Here is a 25,918-nt window from a genome sequence, read left to right as displayed (position 1 = left end):
GCAAATTTATAATGTTTCTGTTTTATGAAACAGGACTTATGTCCTGTACCAAAAATTCGAAGAGCATATAAAGTATTCACATATTGATAACGAGGTACCCATGGCAAGAGCACTCATCTTAATGGCAGATAGCCTAGGAATTGGCGCAGCACCTGACGCAGAGAAGTTTGGTGATGTAGGCGCAAATACCTTTGCTCATTTACTTAAAGCCTATGCAGAAGAAACAGGTGAGCACTTATCGCTACCTAATCTTACCCGTTTAGGTTTAGCTGATGCATGCGAAGCCGCAGGCAAAGAGCCTTGTTTAGTTAGTGACCGCCAAGCACCTATTGGCGCATGGGGTTACGCTAAAGAGTTATCAAGTGGTAAAGACACGCCTTCAGGGCACTGGGAAATGGCCGGTGTACCTGTGTTATTTGATTGGGGTTACTTCCCTAATACACAGCCGTGTTTTCCACAAGAATTTGTTGATGAGCTAATTGCTCGCGCTGAGATTCCTGGCATTTTAGGTAACTGTTATGCCTCAGGAACAACCATTTTAGAACAGCTAGGTGAAGAACACATGCAAACCGGTATGCCGATTTGCTACACCTCAGTTGATAGCGTGTTTCAAATAGCCGCGCACGAAGAATCATTTGGACTGGAGAAACTTTATCAGGTTTGCGAAATCGCACGGGCGCTGCTTGATGAAATGAACATAGGAAGAGTGATTGCGCGGCCATTTTTGGGTTCGAGCCGTGACGATTTTGCCCGTACAGGCAATCGTCGTGACTATTCGGTGCTGCCACCGTCGCCAACCTTGCTTGATAAATTATCGCAAGACGGCGGTGAAGTGATCAGTATTGGTAAAATTGCCGATATCTATGCGCACCAAGGCATCACCCAAAAACACAAAGCGCCAGGGCTAATGAACTTACTTGAGAAAACCTCAGAAGTAATTGCAAGCGCACCTGACCATAGTTTGATTTTTACAAACTTAGTTGATTTTGATGAAAAGTACGGTCATCGCCGTAATGCAGTTGGCTATGCTAAAGCATTAAAAGAGTTTGATGATTATCTACCGACTATCTTAAATCAGCTAAATAGTGATGATGTGTTAATTATCACTGCCGATCACGGATGTGATCCAACAGCAGCAGGCACTGACCATACACGTGAATACGTGCCAGTACTTGCATACCAACCGGGAATGACAAACACCCCGCTTGGAGAACGAGCTAGTTTTGCAGACATAGGTCAAACCCTTGCCCAGTGGTTTAATCTTCCTGCACTTGAATACGGTGATAGTTTTAACGACAAGCTATTAGCGAACAAAAAAGGAAACCAATAATGAGTACTCCTCATATCAGCGCCAATGTAGGCGAATTTGCAGAAACGGTATTAATGCCGGGTGATCCGCTTCGCGCTCAATACATTGCTGAAAACTTTTTAGATGACGCAAAACAAGTAACAGGCGTTCGTAATATGTATGGTTTTACCGGTACCTACAAAGGTAAACCAGTGAGTATTATGGGCTCTGGGATGGGTATTCCATCAATGTCAATTTATGCCCGTGAATTGATCGTTAGTTACGGCGTTAAAAATCTAATTCGTATTGGTACCTGTGGCGGTATTGGTAGCGATATCAAAATTCGTGACGTTATCTTTGCACAAGGTGCAAGCACAGATTCAAACGTAAACCGTGCGCGTGTACGTGGTTACGACTTTGCCGCAATTGCTGATTTCGGTTTACTACTTAACGGCGTAAACGCAGCAAAAGAATTAGGCATTGAAGCTAAGGTAGGTAATGTATTTACAACAGATACATTCTACCAAGCAGATAATACATTCTATCAAGAATTAGACAAGCTAGGCGTACTTGCTGTTGATATGGAAACAGCTGGCATGTACGGCGTAGCCGCTGAATACGGCGCAAAAGCGATGGCACTATTTACTGTGAGTGACCACGTAATCACTGGTGAAGCGACACCAAGTGAAGAGCGCCAAAGCACTTTTAACGAAATGGTTAAAATTGCTTTAGAATCAATTTAAATAAGTTCCTTGGTAACGTATTCACTGAAATTTGGAAACACGCCCAAAGTGAAGTGAGACTAACCTCAAAGCCGCATTTATGCGGCTTTTTTTATAGCTACTTATTTACCTCGCGTAAAATCCTGTCCGCATCTCGCATCCGCCTCTTAAAACTTGAAAATTCAAGCAATTGTTGCCACCTTTAATAGAGGAACAACAATTGAGGATGTGTATGTCTAATTGGGTTGAAGCTAAGGTAAAAGACGTTAAATGGTGGACCGACTCATTATTTAGCTTAATCGTTAATGCCGATGTCGAGCCATTCACGGCGGGGCAGTTTACAAAGCTTGCGATGCAAGTGGGTGATAAACGTGTAGCTCGTGCATATTCTTATGTAAATGCGCCGAACAATCCCGACCTCGAATTTTATCTTATTAATGTGAAAGACGGACAACTTTCTCAGCAACTCGCACAATTAAAGCCGGGTGACTCAGTGACTATAGAGCGCCGCGCGACAGGCTTTTTTACCCTTGATGAAGTACCAAGCAGTGAGCAGCTTTATATGCTGAGTACAGGTACTGCGCTTGGCCCTTTTATTTCAATATTAGAGCAGGGCGAAGTGTGGCAAAAGTTTGAGCATGTTCATTTAGTGCATGGAGTGCGTCTTAACGAGGACTTAAGTTATCAAGAGCGCATTAAAGCGCTACAGCTGCAGTACCCAAATCTTTACTATTCGCCTGTAGTCAGCCGAGAGTCAGCCACTATCGGTTTTAATGGCCGGATCACAGACGTAATTAAAGATCATCGTTTATTTGATGTAATAGGGCGCCCAACTGTACCTGATACCGCACAATTTATGATTTGCGGTAACCCACAAATGGTAAAAGATACTACGGCTATTTTGTTAGAGCTTGGTTTTAGCCGCAACAGACGCCGTGAACCAGGGCAGATCACAGTAGAGCAATATTGGTAAAAAACTATGCCAAACAGCTAGAATTTGCTACCTTAGCGCCTCAAATCAGGAATGATGCATTTAGGAAAAGTATGAAACCGTTATTTTTTGCAATCAGTTTATTACTCTCTTGGCAGTCAATTGCAAGTGACGAAACCACCGAACAAACCCAACCTCAAACAAGCAATGAACAAAAAGCCGAAAAGAAGGACGTACCTAGCTTAGAGTTTATTGAAGAAAAGCCAGCTACAGAGCAAAAATCAGCGTCTGAAACTGAAAAAGCGACTGTAGAAGCCGCTCAAGTAGGAGAAAAAGCTGAAGAAGCTGCGAAGACAACGAGTGAAACAACCGCAAGCAACGACGAACAAAAAGCGACAGCCGCAGCCTTAAAAGCGGTTGCAGAAGTTGATGATAGCAAAGTACTCGGTACACAAACCCCTGCACCTGCAGAGCAACCAAAAACAGTTGCCGAAAAACAGCAAGCCGTTGCAGAAGCAGAAAAAGCCGTTAACCAAGCTAAAGAAGCACTAACAGCGAAGCAGCAAGAAAAAGCACGTCAGTCACGTGAATCGATGGCGGTTATTGAACAGCTGATTGCAGCTTATAATGCTCGTAACATTGATGCTTTTATTAAGATGTACGATGAAAACGTTGAGTTTTATACATTCCCGAATGAGTTGATGTTCACCGGTAAAGAAAAACTCATTGCACGATACGGCATCATGTTTAAAAAGCTAAAGTGCATTAAATCATCGCCAATTAAACGCATTGTACTTGGCAACATCGTGATTGATCACGAACTCTCTGAAACCTGTACACAAGACCCTAAAGTCGTCGACAAGCGCTCTGAGTTCGTTACCAGCTACAAAATAGAAAATGGCAAAATAACCAAAGTGTTATTCTTCCGTTAGAAAAAAGAGCAGCCCAGCTGCTTTTTTTATGGGTGAAAGTTAGCGAGAGTAAAGTTAGCAAGTTTCGAGATGCGAGGTTCGAGGTTCGAGGTAGCAGCGATTTTACATCGCGTCTCAGAGCCCAAAGTCTAGCACCTAAACCCTAATGTTTCCCCCGTAGGACTGGCTTTAGCCGGGAATTGTCTTAAGTTAGCGAGTTACAAGGGGAAAGGTGAGAGTAACGAGATTCGAGGTAGCAGCGATTTTACATCGCGTCTTAGAACCCAAAGCTTAGCGCCTATGACGCGGGATAAAACGTAGGCGTGAAACTTGTTTCGCGCTATTACTCTTCATTTATTTCAGGAATTACACCTTTTAAACGGGTGATATCTTCATCACTAACGTCTGCAAAATGTTTAAAGTGAATCGGCCAATCTTTGCAATATTCTTCAATCTCTTTAATGATCTTTTTTGCTGCTGAAGTTGCTAGTCCAAATCGCTTAGCCTGAGATAAAAAATTGCTTTTACTTGCATAACGCCCATCATCGCCAAAGCCCAAACCATGTTGTTTTGAGTTGTTGATTGGAGTGATGTCATAGGCTGGACTTAATCGCCAATTTTTTTGTGAAAATGAATATAGGAATGCATGATTGTGAGTGTGATCATCTGTATTACCAATATACGCATTGAACACCATTCGCTTAAACAACTCTTCAGCATCACCTGCATTTTGCATCGTTTGATGCCTAATAAATTCAGCTAACTGACCATATGAGTAGTCACTTGAAAGATCACTCATAGCAACTTTGGGTTTTTGCAGTAAGCTATTTGCACTTAAAAAGTGGTGTGTTGGTAACCCATTACTAACATCAAACCGCTCAACAAGTAGCACATCACCGGTATGTGTTTTATGAATAAAGGTAGGAGCCGTTCGAATACCAAGATGTTCCGCCATTTTCATTGCAGCATGCTCGGCTCTGACTAGATTGAATAAGTCATCTTGGCGATTGAATTTTGCTAAGTAGAGTTTGTTGTCAATTTGTATAGAGGTCTTTGGCCTAGCTCCCCCCATGCTTTGGCCAAACTCAAATGCTTTCTTAGCTTCATCTGAAATTGTTTTATTCGCTAGCAAGTCATCTTTAGCTTGATCTAGCAAGGCTAAATCAGACAAGGTGTTTTTGTTAGTTTTATGTTTTGAGGCACTTCGCGAAAGGCTAAAAACAAGAGCTCCGACACCATACCCAGAGCCAGCTAATAAAAACTCTAACTCGTTTTTAGGTTTTGTATTATGAAGCGAAAGAATTAACTTACGTCCCCACGAGTCAGCTCCGGCATCACTCAATACGCCAAATACACCTCTGTTTGCGCTGTAACTGAAAACCCCCGATTTTAGTGGCAGATGTATTGGATCTAGAGCAAAGGCATCGTCTCGGGCTAAATAGCTCTTACCATAGTTGAACTCACCTCGACCTGATTGATTATCTAATTTAAAGTAACCACAGATAACGGGTTTTTCTTCTAAACCATCTATAAAAATATAGCACTCAGAAGTCATCATTGATTTCCTGTGGTGAATTTCGTTTGCGTTGGCGAGCATTGTATCCACCTACGTCGGCCGCTAATTCATTTATTTCATCGAGAAGCGATCCCTGTAAGTTAAGTACTACCAGCGCTTCAAAAAGAATGTCACTTTTCACAACATCACCTTGCTCCAACTTTTGTACAGTCGAACGTGATACCCCAATCATTTTCGCAAATGTACTTTGCGTATAATGAAGAGTTCGGTGCTGGCGAATCAAATCTCCCAGCTTTTGTGCCATTTTTGCAGCCTGTTCAGAACGCATATTGATTACTTTTATAATCATTAGGTATTTAATGATTAGTTTAGCGGTATTTGGTGTTTTTGCAATAGAGGGGGATTAAGTTAGCGAGAGTAAAGTTAGCGAGAGTAAAGTTAGTGAGTTTCAAGGGGAAAGAGTAAAGTTAGCGAGTTTCGAGGGGAAAGGTGCGAGTAACGAGGTGCGAGTCTGTAGCAGCGATTTTACATCGCGTCCTAGCGCCTAGGACCTAGAGCCTAGGACCTAAAACCTAAACCCGAGCGCCAATGACGCGGGATAAACCCGCTGCTACATGGGGTTCGGCTAAGCCGTTTCGTTTAGCAACGAATTAAAGCTGTCGTTGTCGTGTAGGCTGGCAAATGCACTTTCGTGTAATAGCTCGTTACGTAGGTTAGGAGAATACTCAAGGGCCATACGAATATCAGCCATTGCATCGGCGTGTTTGTGCAGTAACGCATATGCACAAGCACGTTGCCAGTATGCATAGCCGTAGTCGCTATCAATTTCTAATGCTTGATTACAAAGCTCGATAGCTTCACCTGTTTCGTTTATTTCTAACAGTGCATCTGCTTTGTAGGCAATGGCTTCTACGTCTTCTGGTTTACGTTTTAAGATCTCGTCAAAAATCTCAATCTTATTCGCAACATCGCTTTCTAAATTGGCACGCATCCATAAAGAATGAACTTCATTGGTGATTGAGATCTTTTGTTGGTTTAATAGGATCTCTTCAGATCGCTCACGTAGTTTTTCTTCAAGTACTTTTAGGCGCTCTTCATATTCTTTTGTAATCGCACTGACGCGTGTATTAACAATATCTTCTACTTTGTTTTTAACATCACGCAGTGAATTCCAACCGACTAAAACCAAAATTGACGCGGTAATCGTAATAATGAAAAACACATTATTAATAGTATCTGTTGTATAAGTTAATGCACGGTCGGCAGTATCAAGTTGCGTATGAGCAACTTGTTTTGTCACATCTTCGCGCAGTTTTTGTTGATCTTGGCGCACAGCTTTTAATTCATCAAGAATATAGCGCTCTAACAATGGCTTATACATAGGTTCTTGAAGCTTATTGAGAGCTTGTTGTTGCTCTGCTTCGGTTAAACCTGGGCGGTTTTCTGGCTCATTTTGAGCTGCTGCAAATGTGCTAAAGCTCATTAAAAAAGTGATTAAAATTAAGGTATAACGCATGACATATTAATTTTTAGTGATTTCTGAGGTAACTGTAACATGCGTGAGCATTGTGGACTAGGCAAAAAAAACCAGCTCGGGGGAGAGCTGGCCAAACTGCTTAAACAACATAAAGTCGTAAGGGGTATCAACAGGAGTTAGGTACAATATACCCATTTTAATCTGAACAACTACTTAATACTTAATGAGTTTTTAAAAACTTATATTCGTTCTGTCAGAATCACAATGTTCGTCTAGACTTAAGGAGTCGTAAAACTAAAAGGTGAGAGTATGCGCCAACAACTAGTCCAACTGCTGTATGAAGTATCGATTTCTTCTGATCTTGATAGTGGCAATGTTGAATTAGCTGAACGCTTAATTCTGAATGCTGTACTTGATGGCCTAGAAATTGGCCGAGCTGGGATCTGGCTGTTAAATGAAGAAAACACCGCAATTGAATGCCGTTTATTACTTGATAGAGAAAACGGCAAAGAAATTCAAATGTTAGTGCTCCCTCGTGATGCATACCCTGCCTATTTTAAAGCGCTCGACACCCAACGTACGATTACCGCAGTAGATGCTCATACCGACCCTGCCACCTTTGAATTTAGCGAAAGTTACTTAACACCTCTTAACATAGGTGCAATGCTCGATGCGCCAATTCGCTATAAAGGAAAAATGATCGGAATATTTTGCTGTGAGCACATAGGTGGTAAACGGCAATGGACAGAAGATGAATGCTCATTCATCGGTGCTTTGGCTGATCTTTATGGCAGAGCGCTCTCGGCACAAGAAAACGAACGTATCAATGCTGAACTTGAGCGTGCTAATCAGCATCTAGAACAACGTGTTGCAGAACGTACTCGTACGCTTGAAAAAACCTTATCTGAACTGACCGCAATGCAAGAAAAACTCATTGAAGCCGAAAAAATGGCTTCACTAGGTAATCTTGTTGCGGGGATTGCCCATGAAGTAAATACGCCTATCGGCATCGCAGTCACAGCAAATAGCTCGGCAAAAGATAAGCTAAATACGCTTAATAAACACATAGATTCAAATACCTTAACAAAAGCAGCCCTACTTGAAGGCATGAATCATTTAAACGAGTGTATCAAAATATCGTTTACCAACCTTGAACGGGCGGCAAAGCTCATCAGTGACTTTAAACAAACGGCGGTTGATCAATCATCGCTTAATTTACTTGAAACCAACATTAAAGATTACTTTGAAAATATTTTACATAGCTTAATGCCACTTACACGAAGTCATAATGTTGAAGTAAACATCAACTGTGTTGATGACTTTTCGCTTATAACCGTTCCGGGGGCGCTTAGCCAAATATTCTTAAATCTTGTAAATAACAGCTGTGTGCACGGATTTGTTGGCCGTGAGCAAAACCGCATCGATATCGCTGTAAGTATCGATAACGACACCAATAGTTACACCATAACCTATAAAGACAACGGTCATGGCATGACCGAAGATGTAATGTACAAGGTATTTGAGCCATTTTTCACTACTAAGCGAGGCAATGGCGGTAGTGGTTTAGGTATGTCGATAGTTTATAACCTTGCAACGCAAGCGCTGCAAGGTGAAGTGAGCATCGATAGCAAACCTGATAACGGCGTTACTGTCACCTTCAAATTGCCGCAAAAGCTCACATAACTAATTAATATTTTATACAAGTTGTTGGCTAAATAATCTGGTGACTGGGTAATAAAATTAAAAATTAATCAGTTTGCTTAGCAAGGCAAGAAATATCAGTGCATTTGTTGTCTTTGCAAAACTGTTTAATACGTTTTTTAGAATATAAATAATTAATGCTCAAAGGCGTTATTAACAGCGCTAGCCAAAACAACACCGAGCTTCTAAAGGCTAGCCCCACAAGCGATGCGACTACCAGCCCTGTTAACATCAAAATAGGTAAGTTGGCGATAAAAAAGTTAATGCTTAGTTGTCTAGCAACGTCAGGATTAATGGTTTTCATAAGGGCTACTCGCTGTTTAAAAATACCCTTATAAAATGGACGGTTTTATAAAATGAATCAAATCAGATTTTTCTATCGGTGCAATCGATTTAAAACTATGATCTGGATCTAGCTTTATTCATATACAGCTCCTATAGTTTTAAACAACAGGAACTTATTCGCTATTAGTTATTCATAACTATTAGAAAATCTCTCTTTATGACGAAAGGGATAAAAGCGACTTTTTAGCGTTTCGTCATATTTTTAGCTTATGAGGAGCATATAATGAGTAATGGAAAAACGGGCCAATGCCCGGTAATGCATGGTAGTAACACTGTCACCGCTCAATCAAATACCGACTGGTGGCCGAACGCACTCAATTTCGACATTCTTCATCAACACGACAGCAAAACGAATCCTTACGGCAAAGACTTTAATTACGCAGAAGCATTCAAATCTCTTGACCTTGAAGCCGTTAAAACCGATTTAAAAAACTTAATGACCGAAAGCCAAGAATGGTGGCCAGCTGACTGGGGCCATTACGGTGGTTTAATGATCCGTATGGCATGGCACTCAGCGGGTTCATACCGTTTAGAAGATGGCCGTGGTGGCGGTGGTACAGGTAATCAGCGTTTTGCGCCATTAAATTCGTGGCCAGATAACGCTAACCTAGATAAAGCACGCCGTTTACTTTGGCCAATTAAAAAGAAATACGGTAACAAGCTTTCTTGGGCTGATTTAATGATCTTAGCCGGTAATATGGCTTACGAATCAATGGGTTTAAAAACTTTTGGCTTTGCCGGTGGCCGCGAAGATATTTGGCACCCAGAAAAAGATGTGTACTGGGGCGCTGAAAAAGAATGGTTAGCACCTAGTGATGAGCGCTATTCAAATGTAGCTAAACCAGACACCATGGAAAATCCATTGGCAGCGGTACAAATGGGCTTAATTTATGTAAACCCTGAAGGGGTGAATGGTAACCCAGACCCGCTTAAAACTGCAGAACAAGTTCGTGAAACATTTGCCCGTATGGCAATGGATGACGAAGAAACTGCAGCGCTTACAGTCGGTGGTCATACCGTGGGTAAAACCCATGGTAATGGTAGCGAAGAAAACGTTGGCCCTGAGCCAGAAGCAGCTGATGTATTTGAGCAAGGCCTTGGCTGGAACAACCACAATTCACGTGGTATTGGCCGCGATACCATGACGTCTGGCATCGAAGGCGCATGGACAACTCACCCAACTAAGTGGGATAACGGCTATTGCTACTTACTGCTTAACTACGAGTGGGAACTTAAGAAGAGCCCGGCAGGTGCGTGGCAGTGGGAACCAATCGACATTAAAGAAGAAGACAAACCAGTTGATGTAGAAGATCCATCAATTCGTTTAAATCCTATTATGACCGACGCCGATATGGCGATGAAGATGGACCCAACCTATCGTAAAATTATCGAGCGTTTTAACGATGATTTTGAATACTTTAGTGATGTGTTTGCACGTGCATGGTTCAAACTAACGCACCGTGACTTAGGTCCTAAATCACGTTATTTAGGTGCCGATGTACCAAGCGAAGATCTGATCTGGCAAGATCCGATCCCAGCGGTTGATTACACCTTATCAGACAGCGAAATTAGCGAACTTAAAACCAAGCTACTTAACTGTGGTGTAAGCCAAGCAGACTTAATCGCAACAGCATGGGATAGCGCGCGTACTTACCGTGGTTCAGACCATCGCGGTGGTGCAAATGGTGCTCGTATTCGCCTAGCGCCACAAAAAGATTGGCAAGGTAATGAACCAGAGCGTTTAGCTAAAGTATTAAGCGCACTTGAATCTGTACAAGCGGGTTTAAGTAAACCAGTAAGTCTCGCTGATTTAATTGTACTTGGTGGCTCAGCTGCGGTTGAACAAGCTGCAAAAGCAGCGGGTGTTGATATAACCGTGCCATTTGCGCCTGGTCGTGGTGATGCCACAGACGAGCTGACAGATGCAGACTCGTTCGACGTACTTGAGCCAATTCACGATGGTTTCCGTAACTGGTTGAAGAAAGACTACGTGGTTTCAGCAGAAGAGCTAATGTTAGAGCGTACGCAATTAATGGGCTTAACAGCACCAGAAATGACCGCTCTTGTTGGTGGTATGCGTGTACTTGGCACTAACCACGGTGGCTCAAAGCATGGCGTGTTTACAGATAATGTAGGCACACTTAGCACTGACTTTTTTGTAAACCTAACTGACATGGCTTACACATGGAAGCCAACAGGCAATGGTCTTTACGATATTGTTGAGCGCAGCACAGGTGCAACTAAATGGACAGCAACACGTGTTGATTTAGTGTTTGGTTCAAACTCAATCCTACGCTCATACGCAGAGTTTTACGCACAAGACGACAACAACGAACGTTTTGTAAAAGACTTTGTCGACGCATGGGTGAAAGTAATGAACGCCGATCGCTTCGATATTTAATTTAAAATTCCGTTAAGTACAAGGGCCACACAGTTAAACTGTGTGGCCTTTTTTAGTTACGAGGGGAAAGTTAGCGAGTTTCAAGGGGAAAGGGGAAAGTTACGAGATGTGAGGTTCGAGATACGAAATGCGAGATACGAGATACGAGATACGAGATACGAGGTAGCAGCGATTTTACATCGCGTCCTAGAGCCTAGCGCCTAGAACCTAGCAGCTGGTGTTTCCCGCGTAGGACTGGCTTTAGCCGGGAAATGTCTTAAGTTAGCGAGTTTCAAGTTACGAGGGGAAAGGTGCGAGTAACGAGATGCGAGTCTGTAGCAGCGATTTTACATCGCGTCCTAGCGCCTAGAACCCAGAACCCAGAACCCAGATCCTAGCGCCTATGTTTCATTCGTAGGCGTGAAACTTGTTTCGCGCGTCTGACCTGAAACCTGACCGCTCTTCTTTAAGTTCGATTCGGCACTAAAGTACCTCCTACAATGTTGCATAAGAGGCACTTTTGTTGAGAAGAAAATTCGACCTAACCGACCCAGCAGATCGACTGACATCTAACTTCTGACCTCTAACGACTAAAAGCCAGCGATTTTACATCGCGTCCCAGAGCCTAGAGCCTAGAACCTAAATCCTAGCGCCAAGAACTCGCCGATGACGCGGGATAAACCCGCTGCTACATGTAGGTTTGAAACTTGTTTCGCGCGGCTGACCGCTGCAAGCTCCTTTACTTTTCAATCCCTAACCAATAACTGTTTTGGTATATGTTTTCTTCAACTTCTTTATCGCTGTAGTTATAGATACGCTGCCAAAACAGGCGGTCGAAAATGAATTTATCTGCTTCTTTATGAATAATTTTAAAATTAATTAAAGAGGCATATAAATTTTCATCATCGCCTAACACCTCATCCTTACAGCTAGCGTAATCAAATGCACTTGGGCACTGAGACATCATTGCAAAACTAATACTGTTATCAGCTTCAAATTGCCAATAGGTATTTGGCGTAAAGTTAGCTCTGTTTTCAAGGCCATATTGATCAGCATAATAGAAGCTGCCTTTACCATCATCATTTATAAACCAGTATGTTTTCAGGTTGCCGCTGGTGTAGTCTTGACGTAAGTAGCTAAATAGATGCTTATAGTCATCAAGAGTGATAGTTGAATCATCAATCACTTCCAAAAATTCATACCCTAAGCGAGCCTGACGCTCTTCTTTATTTCGCTCGCGCACCATGAGAGTTTTACCATCAGGTTGAGTGAAAAATTGTAAGCTGGTATCTAGGCCATTGCCGGTTACCTTAACGGTTTCGCCATTATTGTCTAAGTTGTAATGCCACTTGAACGAGTCGGTACTTATAGGCGTATTGAATGTTACCGTTGCAGTGTCGGCTGCTGTGATAGTGAAATATGATGGTAAATAGCGAAACGTTAATCCTTCACCTGTATCTGAATTTTTATTATTTAAGCGACCAGTATACGTTTTACCCACTTTAAGCTCAGGAACCGCAATCGGTGTCAGTTTTTGTAATGCAACAACTGACGTTTGCACTTTCATAGCTTCAGTTAGCTCTTCTGATTCAACAATATTCGCAGCGTCAGCTTCATCATGATAGCTAAGAACATGTTGCAGTTTTAGCACCGAAAAATTATCGAACTGCGCAACCACTTCGGCATTAACGAGGTTAAGGTCAAACTCTACATTCACCTCGTAGCCTTCTTTATTTAGCTGATTTGCATAGCTGTTCGTAATAAATTTGTCGCCATTAATCGCTAACGTTTTACCTTCTAAGATCGCCGAAAACTCTGCATAAGGGAATGATGTGGTACTGCCTGAAGCTGTTGGAATATAGCTTGCTATCGATACTTCAAAATAGCTTTCTTCACCTTCGGTGTTTAAATGATTCACCATGTGAAAAGTATTGTCGTCCATATCAACATAATACGCAGAGCTAAGCTCTGTATTTGATTTATAAAGGGTAACTACTTCGCCTTTATCGGTTGAAACATTAAAAAGCTCAACACGAATAGCATCATCGCGCTTAGCTAATACTTCCATTTCAAGAAGGGCTTGTTGATTACATTCATGCAAGCAATCAATCGCTTGAGTATTTAGTGCAATAACATCAGGGTTCGACCAATCAAAACGACTTAACTCACCATTTTGAGCAATCACACCAGTGTCTTCAGTGGCAAACGAAAGCTGCACACTACCATCGCTTGAATGCCAGTTCCCCATCACTTCGCTATTGCTAAGCTCAATAGGTTGCCATGCTGCACGGTTTTCGGCGACATTAACGATTAGGGTATATTGATTACTCGCTTTACCATCAGAGACTTCTAAAGTAAAAGCGTGGTTGGCTACTTCGAATAAGCTTGGCTCTGCACTAAAAGTTACTTGATTACTGCTGGTGGTTACAGTCAGCCACTCTGGTTTATCAATAATCGTTGTTGTCACACTGTCGTTTTGCTCATCTTTTAAATCAACAACTAAATTAGTTGATTCAAGCGCTTTGGCTGAGAGAGTGAGCGAGCCAGAAAGCGTCGGTGCAGTATTTTGCTCTACTTTTACATCTGGCGTTTTATCTGTAGATGAACCGCCACCACAGCCTGTTAGAGCCAGAGTCAGTGCCGATACGCTGAGGAGCTTTTTCATTTAGGTCCCTTAAATTTATTGTTCTATTGAAGTCACAGAAATTTAAGTTACCTAAAATGGGTAATTCAGTAAAGTGAATATGTAACTGAACGTAAACAAAAAAGGTGAGCTAACTTGCTCACCTTTTCTAGGAAGGGCTTATTGCGCTTGTTGCGCAACATGGTCCATATATTCGTCAAACGTGCCCTGAAAATCGATAAGCTGTTGATCTTTTATATCGATGATACGAGTCGCTAAAGACGATACAAACTCACGGTCATGGCTCACAAAAATCAGCGTGCCTTGGTAATCTTTTAATGCGTTATTGAGTGCTTCAATGGCTTCCATATCCATGTGGTTGGTTGGCTCGTCCATAATGAGCACGTTGATGTCTTGCATCATTAACTTACCAAACAATAGGCGGTTTTTTTCACCACCCGAGCAGTTACGAGCTTTTTTGTTAGCGTCGTCTGCGGTGAATAATAAACGGCCTAACATAGCACGCACCATTAAATCGTTGTGCTTAGCGGTGCGCCACTGCGACATCCAATCAAATAAAGTTAAGTCGTTATCAAAGTCTTTACTGCTGTCTTGCGGGCAATAACCAATGCTGGCATTTTCAGACCACTTAACCACACCTTCGTTGCTTTGTAATTCATTCACTAGGCAACGTAATAGGGTGGTTTTACCAACACCGTTTTCACCAATAACAGCAAGTTTAGCGCCGGCTTCAAGTAGTAGCTCGCCGCCGCTGAACAGGGTTTCGCCATCAAAGCCATGACCTAGCTTGGTAAGCTCTAATGCTTGGCGATACATCTTTTTGCCTTCGTCAAAACGAAGTGATGGGCTAATGCGGCTTGACGCTTTTACCTCATCAAGCTTAATTTTATCCATGCGCTTAGCACGAGAACTCGCTAGTTTTGCTTTTGATGCGTTAGCACCAAAACGGTTTACGAACTCTTGTAGCTCGTCAATTTCGGCGCTCTTCTTTGCGTTTTCAGCAAGTAGCTGTTCGCGTTGCAAGCTTGAAGCTTCAATCCACTTTTCGTAGTTACCCGGGTAAATTCGTAGCTCACCGTAATCGATATCGGCCATGTGCGTACACACCGAGTTTAAGAAGTGACGGTCGTGCGAGATGATAATCATCGTACACTTACGCTGGTTAAGCTCGTTAGCTAGCCAAGTGATGGTGTGAATATCAAGGTTATTGGTTGGCTCATCAAGTAGCAAAATATCAGGGTTTGCAAACAGTGCTTGTGCTAAAAGCACTCGTAGTTTCCAGCCCGGCGCAACGTTTGCCATTAAGCCATAATGAAACTCTTGCTCAATACCCGCTTGGATCAAAATTTCTTCTGCACGGCTTTCTGCTGTGTAGCCATCCATTTCAGCAAAAACGCTTTCAAGTTCAGCGACTTTCATGCCGTCTTCTTCACTCATTTCTGGCAGAGAGTAGATACGGTCGCGCTCTTGTTTAACTTTCCATAGTTCTGCATCACCCATGATCACCGCATCAACCACAGTGTATTGCTCAAATGCAAATTGATCTTGGCTTAGCGTACCTAGCTTTAAACCCGGTGCAATCGACACATTGCCAGACGTTGGCACAAGCGCACCACTTAGAATTTTCATAAAGGTCGATTTGCCGCAGCCATTCGCGCCAATTAAACCATAGCGGTTACCGTTACCAAACTTAGCTGAAATGTTCTCAAACAGAGGCTCTGCACCAAACTGCATGGTGATATTTGCGGTTGAAATCAACGAATTGTTCCTAGAAAAATACTGACAGGGTTATGGGCGCAGCAACTGCGAAAATAAACAAGCAATAGGGTAAATAATAGGCCGCGGATTATACAGATCAGCCCCTAATAACGCTATTAAAAAAGGAAAGTTTCAAGGGGAAAGTTAGCGAGTTAGAAAGAGTAAAGGGGAAAGGTGCGAGATGCGAGGTGCGAGATTCGAGGTAGCAGCGATTTTACATCGCGTCCTAGGGCCTAGATCCTAGAACCCAGAACCTAGCATCTGATGACGCGGGATAAACCCGCTGCTACACGTAGGCGCGAAACTTGTTTCGCGCGACCAAAATTAAAATGATAACGCTTTGTCTAATGCACCTTTAAAGCGTTCAAAATCCTCGATGTGAGGTAGGTGGCCAATATCGTCTAATTCAATTAATTGCGATTTTGGGATCATATTTGCCGCGGCTTTGCCTAATTTATCGTAACGGCCAAGCTCATGGTCAACATTTGCTTTTTTCCAATTGCGGCCAGGACCAGTTCTGTCGCGGGTGCCTATAATTAAAGACACAGGCATGCTTAACTGATCAAACTCCGTTATGACCGGTTGTGTAAAAATCATATCGTAGGTTTTAGCATTAACCCACGCCATATGCTTATGATCAGGGCCTTGAATTTGACCACTAATAAAATGGGTTAATTGCTCGTAAGAGCTATTCCATTTACCGTCGTAATAGTTTTTCTTCTGGTAAGCAATAACCTTTTCAGGTGTTTTAGCTAATTCATTTTTAAAGAAAAAATCAGTGTCTTTGTATTGCACATAATTTAAATAGTTCTCTAAACCAATTGGGTTTAGCAAAATGAGTTTACTAACTTGGCTAGAAAACATCAGGCTGTAACGGCTTGCTAGCATGCCGCCCATTGAGTGGCCAAGTAAAATAGGGTTTTCAATATTTAAAGATGACACTAGCTGATGAGTGTTATTGGCTAATACAGCAAACGAAAATTGATAATCGGCGGGCTTTGATGATTTACCAAAACCAATTTGATCTGGGATCAATACTCCATAGCCTTTGCTATTAAGGTACTTGGCAGTATTAGTCCAATAATGGCCGTTAAAGTTTTTGCCATGCATGAGCACAGCGGTAGGCATATTATTACTAGGTTTAAGGTAAGAGTAAGCCATTTTTAATGGCGTATTTTGTGACGAAAAATTAAAAAACTGTACAGGTAAGTCGTATTGATAATTGCTTAACTCAGCATCAAAACTAAGAGACTGCTCTTTAGCGGCTAGGCTTGCAGAAGACCATAAAACAAGTGCTGAGACTAACAGTATGCGTAAAAACATCATTATCCTTTCTCAATATGCTTAAAGAATATTCAGCCTAGCATCCTAAATAAAAATTTATAATACAAATACGATTAAATACTGGAAGAAGTTAGCAAGGTACGAGTTATAAGTTTCAAGTTTCAAGGGGAAAGAGTAAAGTTACGAGGTGCGAGATTCGAGTCTGTAGCAGCGATTTAACATCGCGTCCTAGTGCCTAGATCCTAGAACCCAGAACCTGATGTTTCCCGCGTAGGACTGGCTTTAGCCGGGAAGTGTTTTAAGTTAGCGAGTCTCAAGTTACGAGGGGAAAGGTGCGAGATGCGAGATGCGAGGTTCGAGATTTTACATCGCGTCCTAGCGCCCAAAACCTAGCACCTAATGTCTTCATGCGTCTGAGAGCTTACGGCTGAAAGCTGACCGCTCTTGTTTTGTCGCAACTCGATTCTCGTTACTCGTACTTAATCCAACTTACTAAAATCAACTTCTGGCAGGCTTTCAAACCCTGGGCGAGCGAAGAAATACCCTTGCATTAAACTTACGCCGGCTTGGCGTAACCATTGATACTCTTCAACTGTTTCAATGCCTTCGGCAAGGGCGGTGATGTTGAGCTCTTCAAACATAGCAATACAATGGTTCACTATGATTTGGCGTGCTTTATTTAGGTGAATATCGCGTATCAGCTCCATATCGAGCTTAATAATATTGCTCTGAAAATCAGCCAATAAATTTAAACCAGAATACCCAGAGCCAAAGTCGTCGGTTGCGGTAATAAATCCGAGTGATTGGTAATACTCAACAACACGTTTGATGTGCGTACTGTCTTCAACCTTTTCAACCTCGGTAAACTCAAACATAATTTGTTCTACCGGAAAGTCATATTGTTTAGCAGCTTCAAGGGTTGTTCTAATACAACGCTCAGGCTTGTAAATCGCGTTAGGTAAAAAGTTAATACTCAAAATAGAATCAAGCTTCAGCTTAGCTGCAAGCGAAATAGCTTTAATACGACAAAGCTGGTCGAAGGTATAACGGTTCTCATCGTTCACTTGTGAGATAACAGAATAAGCCGACTCATTATTGGGCCCTCTAACTAATGCCTCATAGCCAAAAATATGTTTATCGGTGCAATCAATAATTGGCTGAAAAGCCATTGTAAAATCAAAACCAAGTTCTAATTTGTCTTTACAGTTATTACAACCTGTTGGCTGGCAATGAGTTTGCTTGTCGTGCATGCTTACCTCAGACTTAAGTCTACTTAATACATAATAGTGCTAGTAAATTGCCAATTGTGCAATGTTGTTGAGTTAAAAGTATAAAATCTCGTTCCTCGTATCTCGCACCTCGTCCCTCGCACCTCGTAACTACTACCTTCTTCCTCCCTCCAACTAACTTCTAATGTCCACTTTAAAAGCGTTGATTTTTAGCATTTAAAATCACATTTCATCCTTTGCGTTACCTAGCTTTAATGGTATTTTAGCGCCAAGCAATCTTGCCAATATAAAGGAAGTAAAATGGCATCCAAAACCGTCGAATACTACAACCAAAATGCGCAAGCATTTGTTGATGCCACACTCGATGTAGACCTTAATGAACTTTACGACGAATTCTTACCGCTGATCCCAAAAAAAGGTGCTTTACTCGATGCCGGTTGTGGCTCTGGCCGCGATGCTTTCATCTTTAAAGAGCGTGGTTATAGCGTAGATGCATTCGATATCAGCCCAGCGATGGCAAAGCTGGCGTCAGAATACTTAAACCAATACGTAGCAGTAAGCAGCTTTCTAGAGCTAAACGACGTTGCCAAATACGACGGCATTTGGTGCTGCGCGAGCCTTATTCACGTAGCAAAAAACGACTTAACCGACGCATTCAATAACCTTGCCCGCGCATTAAAGCCACAAGGCATCGTGTATGTATCGTTTAAATACGGCGACGGCGAGCGCGAACACAACGGTCGCGAATTTACCGACCTAAACGAACAAGCCCTTGAGAGCATTATTAAAGGCACCGACCTATTTATCCTCAAGTCATGGCAAAGCGCCGACCAACGCCCAGAGCGCGCCACAGAAACATGGCTAAACGCTATTCTGCATAGAAGAACGATGAAGTAGTTTGGCTGCTTAACTCTAGCGCAAATAACAAAAAAGGTCGGCAATTGCCGACCTTTTAGCTTTAGTAATTAAACTCTTTTGTATCAAGTTCACTTCTGCGTTCTTGCAGCGTTAATTGATGTTTTTTTGAATTCCATTTATTGTTTCTTGGGTTTGAGCTAAGTGCCGAAGAAGTGCACTTTGCAGTGTTAGCATAAAAACCAATTTTGTTTTCAAGTGCACAACGCCAATCGTTTTTGCTATGACCAAAGTAAGTTTGGCTTACAACTTTACTCTTTAATCTAGCGTAATGATGACGCCTTAATGAGCGCGATTTTTTCATATTTTATCTCCACGTTTGAAGTGGCTACTGCTTCCAGTAACCGCCTAATCGGGAGATGAAATTCAATATTAGGTATTTGCATAGAGCTTGATATCCTTAAAAGCTCAATAACACGTGGTTATCATAAAAAAGAGTTCAAGTTTTAGATAGTTCTTTAGTCTGATAAAACAAAACTTGAAAATTGATTGTAACCCGTTGCAGTGCATTTCTGCACTAAAATCCTCTTCAATAAATTAGAGTTATTATTTCATTCATCGAAAAAACCTATATTTTTCATGGTTATTCATGCTAGATTGTTCCTAAACTTAATGCTGGCTTAACGGCTCGTCATTTAGTATCAAGAAATAACCATGGAGCGGTTTATTCATTTAAGCCGCAGTAACAGGATTTAGTTTATGCGCTTAAAAGAAGCACTCAGCGTTTTATCAAAGTCTGCAGTAAAGGCATAGTTTGGATATGGCTATGCAACAACAGCTCGACTTTATCGCATATATTCAACGTATGCTGGTGGAAGGGGACTTCAGTGCCACTTATAAGTTTGCCCTGTTGCATGCGTTAGCTGATATAAGTATTGAGAAACAGCAATTAGATCCGAATGCGCAATTACAAATAACTTTTGACGAATTAGTCGAAAAGTTTATTACGTTGTATTGGCATCAAGCATCTCCATTTGGTGCCATTGGTAATAATAGAGACCAGCTTCTTTTACAAAATACCAACTCCAAAAAACAAGCCAAAATAATCACCACACTGCACGATGCAAAATTAAATAACATTAATTCAGTTAGCCAATTAAAAAAGTGCAGTGATTGGAGAAACATACGCAGAACAACGTTACAAACCATTAAAGATGGACCGCTATGGTTATTACAGAAGTTAAATGGCAAGGAAGAGTGCTTCTTATACCCTCATGTTAAAGGGCTGCAATACATCACCTTAAATGCAGGTATTGCCAGTTGCTTTAGACGCTTTTACGATTTAGTTGTGTACTTAGCTAAAAATGCATGGCTACAAAAAATTCAAAGTATTAAATACAACCAAGCGCTAATCGGTCCACAGAGCCAACTTCATGACTTTTTATTTGGCTTTGATCGCAATGCACTCAATAAAGCAAAACCTGTATTAATAGAACTACAACGTGGTCACTGTTTTTATTGTCAAAAGGCACTAAACAGCAAAACTGAGGTTGATCACTTTATTCCGTTTACGCGTTACGCCAACGATCTCGGCCACAACTTTGTGGCAGCTCATAGTAAATGCAATAACAGTAAACGTGACTTTTTAGCCGCGCAAGAGCACCGCGAGCGTTGGCAAGAGCAAAACCTAGTTGTTCATAATCAGCATATAACAAATGAGTTAAGCGATTATTTTAATTGTGATGCTGAAAAGTCACGCTCAGTAAGCGATTGGGCCTACCAGGTGGCACAGGCTAACAACGCCAAATTATGGGCAGGCATAAATTGTTTTGAATTTGCTGAAAGTGTTGTTTACCAACAGCAAAATAATGAGCTTGATTTAGTGGCGGAAGAAAAAGCAATATATATAATTTAAAAATAAATTTAGTATTTGGTTATAATCTAAAGTTGGTAATTTTTTATATCAGTTAAAAATCGATTTTGAAAGTTTAGTAAGGGATAATTAATATGGATATAAGTGAAACTTTTTTAAATTCAATTAAGTCTGGGAATGCTGTGCTTTTTCTTGGAGCTGGCGCATCGTTTGGCGCCAAATATCAAGTTGGTAACGCTTATATTTCAGGTGATAAGCTTAAATTAAAATTATGTGAAAAATATCTAGGTGGTGAACTAAAAAGCCACTCTTTAGTCAAAGTAGCTGAGTGCGCTAAACATGAAGTTGGTATTTTTTCAGTTCAAGAGTTTATTAAAGAAATATTTGAACCCGCTAAACCCGCAGAGTTCCACAAGTTAATAAGTTGCTTTCGATGGAAGGCTATTTTTACAACTAATTATGATTTGATTATTGAAAGGGCATATGAAGCTAATTCAAATAGCTTGCAAAAACTAGTTAGAGTAACTCATGATGATGATAAGCTCCAAGAGCATTTATCAGATATAAACTCTTTGCCCTACTTTAAACTTCATGGATGTATTTCTGATGTAAGGAATAGTGAAGTACCATTAATTTTAACTTCAGAAGAGTATGCAAAACATAAAAATAACAGATCTAGACTTTTTGCACATTTAAAAGAGATGGGAAGGGAGTTTCCTATTATTTTTTGTGGTTATGATATTAGCGATCCAAATATTCATCAAATTCTATTTGATTTAACAGATTTAGGTATAAGCCGACCAAAATACATGATTGTAAATCCAGGTTTAACTACATATGAAATGAGAATGTGGTCTGGCTACCGTATGGATTCATTCAAGAACACTTTTGAAGAGTTTATGAATGCGATAGATTCTAAGATTCCTGTACATCAGAGGCTCTTGAAACTATCAAGGAAAAAAATAAAAGGGTTAGAGAGTATAAATGTAACGCAAGAAAAAGCATCTGAGGATTTAAAAGCTTATATTGAAAATGAGCTGCAGTTGATAGATCAAAATATGATTTATTCAGGTGTTAAAATTGAGCACTTCTATAAAGGGCTTGATGATTCTTGGGGAGCATTTGAGCAATCTTTGGATTTTGAAAGAGATATTATAAATGACATAATATTAGAATTTGTATTAAACGACTCAACAAAAAGTGTAAAAACATGTTTGTTAAAGGGGTATGCAGGTTCTGGAAAAACGATTGCTTTAAAAAGGCTCGCTTGGGAAGTCGGTAAGACATTAAATAAAAATAGTTTTTATTTGGACTCTAGCGGTATTATTAGATGCGAGCTAATTATTGAACTATATAAAATATCTAAGGAAAGGATATTTTTATTTGTCGATGAAATATTAAAAAATTCTAATGAAATAATACAACTATTAGATTTATGTAGAAAGAACTCAGTAGAGCTAACACTATTCTCTACGACAAGAAGTAATGAGTGGAATTCTGGTGGTATAGAGATTGATCCCTATATTAACCTAGAATATGAGTTAGGGGCATTATCAGAAAGAGAGATAGGTAAGTTAACAGATAAATTAATAACAAATAACTCATTAGGCTTCTTGGAAGGTAAAAGTTCAAAAGATATTAGAAATTTTTTCAAGTTGTCTGCTGAAAGGCAGTTGTTAGTTGCACTTCATGAAGTTACTTCTGGTAGATCCTTTGAGGAAATAATTATAGATGAATATAGAAGGGTAAACTCAAGAGAAGCACAATTATTGTACTTGGATATATGTAGTATACATAGGTTTGGATATAACGTAAGGGCAGGATTAATATCGAGAGTTTCAGAGATAGGTTTTCATCAATTTGAAGAGCGTTTATTTAAGCCCTTAGAACATGTAATCAAGGTTATCCATGATGCGCGCACTAGAGACTATGCGTATACTTCAAGGCATGAAATTATCTCTCAAATAGTTTTTGAGCAAACGCTATCAAACCCTCATGATAAAGCAAACCAAATCTTACGTATTGTGGGTAGTTTGAATTTAGATTATTCGAGCGATAATGATTGCTTCCAACAATTACTACGAGGTAGAGGACTCGCTGAGAGCTTTACTGATAAAGGTCTCGTATATCAAATTTATGAAGCAGCTGAAGTTGATGGCGCAAATATTGGTTACTTGTATCATCAAAAAGCGGTTTTTGAGCTAAACCACCATGGGTGTGATATAAATGCTGCCTTTTCTGCGATACAAAGAGCAGAAAAAGAAAATCCAGATAGTAGAGCTGTTCAACATACCAAGGCTTTAATTTTTAAGCAAAAGGCTAATTTGGCTAACACTAATATTGAAGTTCGAAACTTTAGAGCCGAAGCTAAAGCTATATTAGAAAAACAACTGGGATCCTCTAAAGCTTCTCACGCTTACCATGCTCTGATTGAGATTATTTTTGATGAACTAGAAGATTCTACAAAGAACCTAGAGAATGTTGAAAATATTAATAAAAGGGTTATTCAGTCTTTAATACAAGATATAGATGAGTTATTGATTAATGGCCTGCAAAGCTTCCCAAATGATCCTCATTTACTCACTCTTAACTCTAGGTTGGAAAATTATTTATCAGGACATGATAGCGCTTTATTAATTTTAAAAGAGGCGTTTAAGAAAAACCCAAGAAATGAGTTTTTATGTTCTAGGTTAGCTGACTTTTATCTCAAAAATGATAACAAAGAAGAGGCAATGAGATATTTACAACTTTGTATTGATAATTCCCCATTTATCAAAAGGCCTCATTACAAGTTAGCTAAATTATTGATAAATGAAAACAGGTCTAAAAATCATGAATTAATTGTCACTCATCTGAAGCGAAGCTTTAGCCCTGGAGATAATAATATAGATCCGCAATTTGATTATGCATGCCAACAGTTTATCTTCGGAGATCGAGGTGAAGGTGAAAAGATGTTTGCTCATTTGAAGTCTCTCAGGTTAGCGCCAAATTTTAAATCAAAGGTAAGGACTATTCAGCACGGCTCAGAAGGTAAGCCAATCGTTTATCAAGGAACTGTTACGAATCTTTCTTCTGGAGGTTTTTGTTTCATTTACTCAACAGACCTTAATGCTTCAGTTTTTGCACATAAGAGCTATTTTAGAGATGACGAATTTGAGGAGGTTACTAATCGCTCATTAGTACATTTTAATCTGGGGTTTACACTAAAAGGTCCAGTAGGGTGTGATGTTACAGTAAGGTACTAGAGCGAAATTTTAATTAGTTGCTTTTTGAAGGTCAAAATAATTACACAGATGTAATGTTATGAATAAATGGATTTTATTACTCGCTACTTTGCTTGCGAGTTTCAACACGCTTGCTGAAGAGCAATATTCAAAAAGTCGCTGCGATAACATTGAGGCTGAGCGCGAGAGCATTCGTAAAAGAATGAATCGTAGCTACACGGCTAGGCAAGGTGAACGGTGGAATCAACGTTTAGATGAGCTTTTTACGCTGCTGGCGAGACACTGCAAACACCCAAAGAGAAGCTCTGGCAATGGCGGTAATTATACGTATCGCTCGAACCCTACCGCACTTTTAAACACCAAAGTACATAACTCTACGGTGTATTCAAATTCATATAATGACGATAAAAAGCGCCATGCTTGGGGGCAATTTTATCAATTACCTGATCGCTGTAGAGCGAAGAATATTCAGCAAGCTGATTTTGTATGGTGTAGCGAAAATAAAGCTGAGCAAAAGGCGCTATTTGAATCTGCTTGGAGTGGTAAAGCTAAAGCAGACTATAAAGATATTGTTATTACAGTAAAGCCAACCATTACAGAAATAAATACAAACAAAGTCACAAGCCAAGTTGCAATAAATAGCCCGATAATCGAAGCACCCAATAAACAAGCTTCAACTCCTTTAAATGAGAGTGTTGGTCCTCAATTAACAAAGTTGAATGACCTTAAAATTTGGCAATTAGCCTTGGCTGGCATTGCGGCCATGTTGTTTGTGTTTGGCCTTTATCGTTGGTTTAAAGATTGAGTTATTTGACGGGCTAAAGCCCGACCTACAATGCCTTGCAACTCGCAACTCGCAACTCGCAACTAAAGCCCTAATATTTCTCCTTGCAAGCTAGGGGAGTCTGCAATACTGGTTTGGAGTTGTTCTATCAACAACTGGGCATTCGCTGATGGTGTGCGTGAATGTGGCCATAGGGCGTAAATTGGCCTTGCGGGAATACTGTGGGCTGATTCGATATAGCTAAAGTCGCTGGTGTCGTCTATACAGCAAATTTCGCTCATGGGTAGTAAGCCAATGCCATAGCCTGCTTCAACCATTTTTCTGGCGATTGTAATATCAAAACAAAAGCTTATGTGTTCATACTCGGTTTTTAATTTGTTTAGTAAACCGCTGGGAAGTTGTGACTCTGAATAGGGCAATATAAGCCTTGATGTTGGGGCATCTTTCTTTTTAATCAGCTTTATTGCGATCATGCCTAAGCGCTTTTGAAAGTAGCTTGAGTCTTGTTGTTCGCCGATGCGAATAGCTAAGTCAAAACGTTTTTGGCTTAGCTGGCTATTGGCATTACTTGGGTAAATGTGGAGGTTTAGCGTAGGGTTTGCCATCGCAAACTGATTAACTGCACCCATCAGTGGGCCCGCAATGATGTTTTGTGGGCACAAAAGGTAAAACTCTTTTGCAGTGGGTGAGTTATTTAGTTGCTCAAGCTGGCTGTTAAGAGCAAGCACTTGTTCGCCTAACTCGTTATACAGTGATTCGCCTTTGGCGGTTAACACAATGCCTCGGGCTGTGCGTTGCAGTAATGGCTCAGCGAGTTTTTCTTCTAACGCCTGAATACGCCTTGATAGGGTCGATAGATTCAGTCCTAAATCTTTTGCTGTTTGGCTCATGTTTTTACGGCGCGCTATTTCTATAAATAAATGCAGATCATCCAGCATACGACTCCCTCAATCTTAGTTTGCATTTTCGTGACTGTTGCCACTTGGCCTATGCAAA

At 40.7% G+C, this 25,918-nt stretch carries 20 protein-coding genes; 10 read left to right on the top strand and 10 right to left on the bottom strand.

The window, feature by feature from the left end:
• Positions 1-100: 100 nt before the first annotated feature.
• The 4 genes from PASHI_RS09465 (at position 101) to PASHI_RS09450 (ending at position 3,873) form a co-directional block, all read left to right on the top strand.
• Positions 101-1,330 carry a phosphopentomutase gene (locus tag PASHI_RS09465; protein WP_062565403.1) on the top strand — a complete coding sequence of 410 codons (1,230 nt, stop codon included), beginning with the start codon at positions 101-103 and terminating at the stop codon, positions 1,328-1,330.
• On the top strand, positions 1,330-2,031 hold the full coding sequence (deoD, locus tag PASHI_RS09460; protein WP_036972525.1) for a purine-nucleoside phosphorylase: 702 nt from the start codon (positions 1,330-1,332) through the stop codon (positions 2,029-2,031). The genes PASHI_RS09465 and deoD overlap by 1 nt, the downstream gene beginning before the upstream one ends.
• 211 nt (positions 2,032-2,242) lie before the next feature.
• The gene (locus tag PASHI_RS09455; RefSeq protein ID WP_062565402.1) at positions 2,243-2,983 is read left to right on the top strand and encodes a ferredoxin--NADP reductase; all 741 of its coding nucleotides are present in this window, start codon (positions 2,243-2,245) and stop codon (positions 2,981-2,983) included.
• Positions 2,984-3,054: 71 nt separating this feature from the next.
• Positions 3,055-3,873 carry a nuclear transport factor 2 family protein gene (locus PASHI_RS09450; RefSeq protein ID WP_062565401.1) on the top strand — a complete coding sequence of 273 codons (819 nt, stop codon included), beginning with the start codon at positions 3,055-3,057 and terminating at the stop codon, positions 3,871-3,873.
• 322 nt (positions 3,874-4,195) lie between these two features.
• On the opposite strand, the gene PASHI_RS09445 is transcribed toward PASHI_RS09450, so the two are convergent.
• The 3 genes from PASHI_RS09445 to PASHI_RS09435 all read right to left on the bottom strand — a co-directional run bounded on the left by PASHI_RS09445 (position 4,196) and on the right by PASHI_RS09435 (position 6,851).
• A complete protein-coding gene (locus tag PASHI_RS09445; protein WP_062565400.1) occupies positions 4,196-5,407 on the bottom strand; it encodes a HipA domain-containing protein in 1,212 nt (403 codons plus the stop codon).
• The gene (locus PASHI_RS09440; RefSeq protein WP_054553620.1) at positions 5,397-5,696 is read right to left on the bottom strand and encodes a helix-turn-helix transcriptional regulator; all 300 of its coding nucleotides are present in this window, start codon (positions 5,694-5,696) and stop codon (positions 5,397-5,399) included. Before PASHI_RS09440 ends, PASHI_RS09445 begins: the two co-directional genes overlap by 11 nt.
• A 297-nt stretch (positions 5,697-5,993) precedes the next feature.
• Positions 5,994-6,851 (bottom strand): tetratricopeptide repeat protein, encoded by an 858-nt coding sequence (locus tag PASHI_RS09435; RefSeq protein ID WP_425272497.1) that lies wholly within the window; start codon positions 6,849-6,851, stop codon positions 5,994-5,996.
• 303 nt (positions 6,852-7,154) lie between these two features.
• Here PASHI_RS09435 and PASHI_RS09430 point away from each other — a divergent pair, with 303 nt between their 5' ends.
• Positions 7,155-8,528 (top strand): GAF domain-containing sensor histidine kinase, encoded by a 1,374-nt coding sequence (locus tag PASHI_RS09430; RefSeq protein WP_062565398.1) that lies wholly within the window; start codon positions 7,155-7,157, stop codon positions 8,526-8,528.
• A gap of 64 nt (positions 8,529-8,592) precedes the next feature.
• Here the strand turns inward: PASHI_RS09430 and PASHI_RS09425 are convergent, their stop codons facing one another.
• Complete coding sequence (locus PASHI_RS09425) at positions 8,593-8,850, bottom strand: hypothetical protein (RefSeq protein ID WP_062565397.1); 258 nt, start codon at positions 8,848-8,850, stop codon at positions 8,593-8,595.
• Positions 8,851-9,114: 264 nt separating this feature from the next.
• Here PASHI_RS09425 and katG point away from each other — a divergent pair, with 264 nt between their 5' ends.
• Positions 9,115-11,292: a catalase/peroxidase HPI gene (gene katG, locus PASHI_RS09420; RefSeq protein WP_062565396.1), complete on the top strand. Its 2,178-nt coding sequence runs from the start codon at positions 9,115-9,117 to the stop codon at positions 11,290-11,292.
• A gap of 718 nt (positions 11,293-12,010) precedes the next feature.
• On the opposite strand, the gene PASHI_RS09415 is transcribed toward katG, so the two are convergent.
• The 4 genes from PASHI_RS09415 to PASHI_RS09400 all read right to left on the bottom strand — a co-directional run bounded on the left by PASHI_RS09415 (position 12,011) and on the right by PASHI_RS09400 (position 18,207).
• Positions 12,011-13,936, bottom strand: a complete 1,926-nt coding sequence (locus tag PASHI_RS09415; RefSeq protein WP_062565395.1) for a hypothetical protein — start codon at positions 13,934-13,936, stop codon at positions 12,011-12,013.
• Between the two features lie 138 nt (positions 13,937-14,074).
• Positions 14,075-15,673 (bottom strand): ABC-F family ATPase, encoded by a 1,599-nt coding sequence (locus PASHI_RS09410; protein ID WP_082710896.1) that lies wholly within the window; start codon positions 15,671-15,673, stop codon positions 14,075-14,077.
• 324 nt (positions 15,674-15,997) lie between these two features.
• A complete protein-coding gene (locus PASHI_RS09405) occupies positions 15,998-16,999 on the bottom strand; it encodes an alpha/beta fold hydrolase (RefSeq protein ID WP_062565394.1) in 1,002 nt (333 codons plus the stop codon).
• 437 nt (positions 17,000-17,436) lie between these two features.
• A complete protein-coding gene (locus PASHI_RS09400) occupies positions 17,437-18,207 on the bottom strand; it encodes an EAL domain-containing protein (protein WP_058584440.1) in 771 nt (256 codons plus the stop codon).
• A 279-nt stretch (positions 18,208-18,486) separates the two neighbouring features.
• On the opposite strand from PASHI_RS09400, the gene PASHI_RS09395 reads away from it, so the two are divergent.
• Positions 18,487-19,083, top strand: coding sequence for a class I SAM-dependent methyltransferase (locus tag PASHI_RS09395; protein WP_062565393.1), 597 nt, complete (start codon positions 18,487-18,489; stop codon positions 19,081-19,083).
• Positions 19,084-19,144: 61 nt separating this feature from the next.
• Here PASHI_RS09395 and PASHI_RS09390 read toward each other — a convergent pair whose 3' ends face one another.
• Positions 19,145-19,405, bottom strand: coding sequence for a hypothetical protein (locus PASHI_RS09390; protein WP_062565392.1), 261 nt, complete (start codon positions 19,403-19,405; stop codon positions 19,145-19,147).
• A 462-nt stretch (positions 19,406-19,867) separates the two neighbouring features.
• Here PASHI_RS09390 and PASHI_RS09385 point away from each other — a divergent pair, with 462 nt between their 5' ends.
• The 3 genes from PASHI_RS09385 to PASHI_RS09375 all read left to right on the top strand — a co-directional run bounded on the left by PASHI_RS09385 (position 19,868) and on the right by PASHI_RS09375 (position 24,943).
• A complete protein-coding gene (locus PASHI_RS09385; protein WP_082710928.1) occupies positions 19,868-20,956 on the top strand; it encodes an HNH endonuclease in 1,089 nt (362 codons plus the stop codon).
• Between the two features lie 92 nt (positions 20,957-21,048).
• Positions 21,049-24,159, top strand: a complete 3,111-nt coding sequence (locus PASHI_RS09380; RefSeq protein ID WP_062565390.1) for an SIR2 family NAD-dependent protein deacylase — start codon at positions 21,049-21,051, stop codon at positions 24,157-24,159.
• 58 nt (positions 24,160-24,217) lie between these two features.
• On the top strand, positions 24,218-24,943 hold the full coding sequence (locus PASHI_RS09375) for a hypothetical protein (RefSeq protein WP_062565389.1): 726 nt from the start codon (positions 24,218-24,220) through the stop codon (positions 24,941-24,943).
• Between the two features lie 62 nt (positions 24,944-25,005).
• Here the strand turns inward: PASHI_RS09375 and PASHI_RS09370 are convergent, their stop codons facing one another.
• Positions 25,006-25,860 (bottom strand): LysR family transcriptional regulator, encoded by an 855-nt coding sequence (locus tag PASHI_RS09370; RefSeq protein WP_062565388.1) that lies wholly within the window; start codon positions 25,858-25,860, stop codon positions 25,006-25,008.
• Positions 25,861-25,918: the final 58 nt, after the last annotated feature.

Source organism: Pseudoalteromonas shioyasakiensis (genome assembly GCF_001550135.1).
GTDB classification, from domain to species: Bacteria; Pseudomonadota; Gammaproteobacteria; order Enterobacterales; family Alteromonadaceae; genus Pseudoalteromonas; species Pseudoalteromonas shioyasakiensis.
Note: the sequence above shows the minus strand (reverse complement) of the source record. Positions and strands in the feature narration are given on the sequence as shown.